Origin of the sequence: Actinoplanes sp. NPDC051633 (assembly GCF_040681735.1) — a bacterium.
Classification (GTDB): domain Bacteria; phylum Actinomycetota; class Actinomycetes; order Mycobacteriales; family Micromonosporaceae; genus Actinoplanes.
This window is the reverse complement of sequence record NZ_JBFAZH010001005.1, coordinates 1-2856: the sequence shown is the minus strand read 5'-3', so window position 1 is coordinate 2856 and position 2856 is coordinate 1. Positions and strand designations below refer to the sequence as shown.

Sequence of the window (2856 nt, the reverse complement as noted above, 5' to 3'; positions counted from 1 at the left end):
CCTGCCCGATCGTGTGGGCGCCGGCGATGCACACCGAGATGTGGGAGAACCCGGCGACCAGGGCGAACGTCGCCACCCTGCGCGACCGTGGCCACCTGGTGATCGAGCCCGCGGTCGGCCGGCTGACCGGCGCGGACACCGGCAAGGGCCGGCTGCCCGACCCGGTGGAGATCTTCGAGATCGCCCGGCGCGCGCTGGCGAACAGGGCCACCGACCTGCGGGGCCGGCACGTCGTGGTCACGGCGGGCGGCACGCGGGAGCCGCTCGACCCGGTGCGGTTTCTGGGCAACAGATCATCGGGCAAGCAGGGGTACGCGTTCGCGCGGACCGCGGTGGCCCGTGGGGCGCGCGTCACACTGATCGCGGCGAACGTCACACTGCCCGACCCGGCGGGCGCCGACATGGTCCGCGTGGGCACCACCGACGAGCTCCGCAAGGCGACCCTCGAGGCGGCAGCGGGCGCGGATGCCGTGGTCATGGCCGCCGCCCCGGCCGATTTCCGGCCCGCCACCGCGGCCGTACACAAGATCAAGAAGGTCCCCGGCGGGGCCGCACCGATCATCGAACTGGTCACCAACCCGGACATCGCCGCCGAGCTGGGCGCCAACAAGCGCCCTGGTCAGGTGCTGGTCGCCTTCGCCGCGGAGACGTCGGACGCGATCGAGAACGCACGCGGCAAGCTCAGCCGGAAACGTGCCGACCTGATCGTCGTTAACGAGGTGGGTGTCGACCGGGTCTTCGGCTCGGACGCGAACACCGTCACCCTCATCGACGCCGACGGGCTGCACGCCGAGCTGGGTGAGCTGCCGAAGGACGAGGTGGCCGACGCGGTCTGGGACCAGGTGGTGAGCCGCCTTACCCGAGCTGGGACGGCGTGACACCCGCCGCGAAGTGGTGACTACACTTCCGCGCAACGAGTTGTTGGACGAATCTGAGGAGCACCGTGGCACGCCGCCTGTTCACCTCCGAGTCGGTCACGGAAGGCCACCCGGACAAGATCGCTGACCAGATCAGCGACGGCATTCTCGACGCACTCCTGCGTCAGGACCCGCGCAGCCGCGTCGCGGTCGAGACCCTGATCACCACCGGCCAGGTGCACGTCGCCGGCGAGGTGACCACTCAGGCGTATGCGGACATTCCGAGCATCGTGCGCGAGACCATCCTCGGCATCGGCTACGACTCGTCCAAGAAGGGCTTCGACGGCGCGTCCTGCGGCGTCAGCGTCTCGATCGGCTCGCAGTCGCCGGACATCGCGCAGGGCGTGGACAGCGCCGTCGAGCTGCGTGAGGGCAACTCGGACCACGTGCTGGACGCGCAGGGCGCCGGCGACCAGGGCATGATGTTCGGCTTCGCGTGCTCGGAGACGCCCGAGCTGATGCCGCTGCCGATCGCGCTGGCGCACCGCCTGGCCCGGCGGCTGTCGACCACCCGCAAGGACGGCACCATTCCCTACCTGCGCCCGGACGGCAAGACGCAGGTCACCATCGAGTACGACGGCCTGCGCCCGGTGCGTCTCGACACCGTCGTGGTGTCGTCGCAGCACGCCGCGGACATCTCGCTGGATTCGCTGCTCACGCCCGACGTCCGCGAGCACGTGATCGCGCCCGAGCTGGAGGGCCTCGGCATCGACACCGAGGGCTACCGCCTGCTGGTCAACCCGACCGGGCGCTTCGAGATCGGCGGCCCGATGGGCGACGCCGGCCTCACCGGCCGCAAGATCATCGTGGACACCTACGGCGGCTACGCCCGCCACGGCGGCGGCGCGTTCTCCGGCAAGGACCCGTCCAAGGTGGACCGGTCGGCGGCGTACGCAATGCGCTGGGTGGCCAAGAACGTGGTGGCCGCCGGCCTGGCCGAGCGGTGCGAGACGCAGGTCGCCTACGCGATCGGCAAGGCCCACCCGGTCAGCCTGTTCGTGGAGACCTTCGGCACCGAGAACGTGCCGGTCGAGCGCATCGAGAAGGCGATCACCGACGTCTTCGACCTGCGCCCCGCCGCGATCATCCGCGACCTCGACCTGCTTCGTCCGATCTACCAGCAGACGGCCGCCTACGGGCACTTCGGCCGTGAGCTCCCGGAGCTGCTCTGGGAGAACACGGACCGCGCCCAGGACCTGAAGAACGCCGCTGCCTAGCACAGCCCCGGAAAGGGACGTCTCGAATGAGGCGTCCCTTTTCGCTGCGCCCACGTCGTCTCCGAAAACTGTCGTAGGCGACCGGAAGAATCAGCGCGTGACAAAGACACGGGCTCAGCGCATGGCGGCCGAGGTGCTGCCGGTCGCGCGTGTCTGTGTCGACCTGCCACTGGCGCACCTCGACCGGCCGTTCGACTACCTGGTGGCCGATACCGACGACGAGGCGGCGCAGCCCGGGGTGCGGGTGAAGGTGCGGTTCGCCGGCCAGCTGGTCGGCGGGTTCCTGCTGGAGCGGGCCGAGGCGTCCGAGCACGAGGGGCGGCTGGCCTTCCTCGATCGGGTGGTCTCCGCCGAGCGGGTGCTCGACCCCGAGGTGGCGCGGCTCGCGCGGGCGGTCGCCGACCGTTACGCGGGCAACCTCTCCGATGTGCTCCGGCTGGCCGTCCCCCCGCGCCACGCCCGGGTCGAGTCGGAGAGCAGACCGGCCGAGCCGGACGCCCCTCCCGCGGTCGCGCCGGACGGCCCTGCCGCGGCCGGGCCGGGGTGGGCCGACTACACCGCCGGCGTCTCGTTCCTGCGGGCGCTGGCCGAGGGCCGGCCCGCCCGGGCGGTCTGGGGCGCCCTTCCGGGGGAGGACTGGCCGGCCCGCATCGCCGAGGCGTGCGCCGCCACCGTCCGGGCCGGTCGCGGCGCCGTGGTGCTGGTCGCCGACGCCCGCGACC

Annotated in this window: 2 protein-coding genes and 1 pseudogene; all 3 read left to right on the top strand. The window is 72.0% G+C overall.

The features are described 5' to 3' along the window. On the top strand, positions 1 to 878 hold an 878-nt coding region (gene coaBC, locus AB0M20_RS35970; RefSeq protein WP_364305065.1), incomplete at its 5' end, for a bifunctional phosphopantothenoylcysteine decarboxylase/phosphopantothenate--cysteine ligase CoaBC. Positions 879 to 943: 65 nt separating this feature from the next. Next, positions 944 to 2134, top strand: coding sequence for a methionine adenosyltransferase (gene metK, locus AB0M20_RS35965; RefSeq protein ID WP_364305064.1), 1191 nt, complete (start codon positions 944 to 946; stop codon positions 2132 to 2134). Positions 2135 to 2255: 121 nt separating this feature from the next. Then, positions 2256 to 2856 (top strand): annotated as a pseudogene (locus AB0M20_RS35960) (primosome assembly protein PriA); the annotation flags it as partial.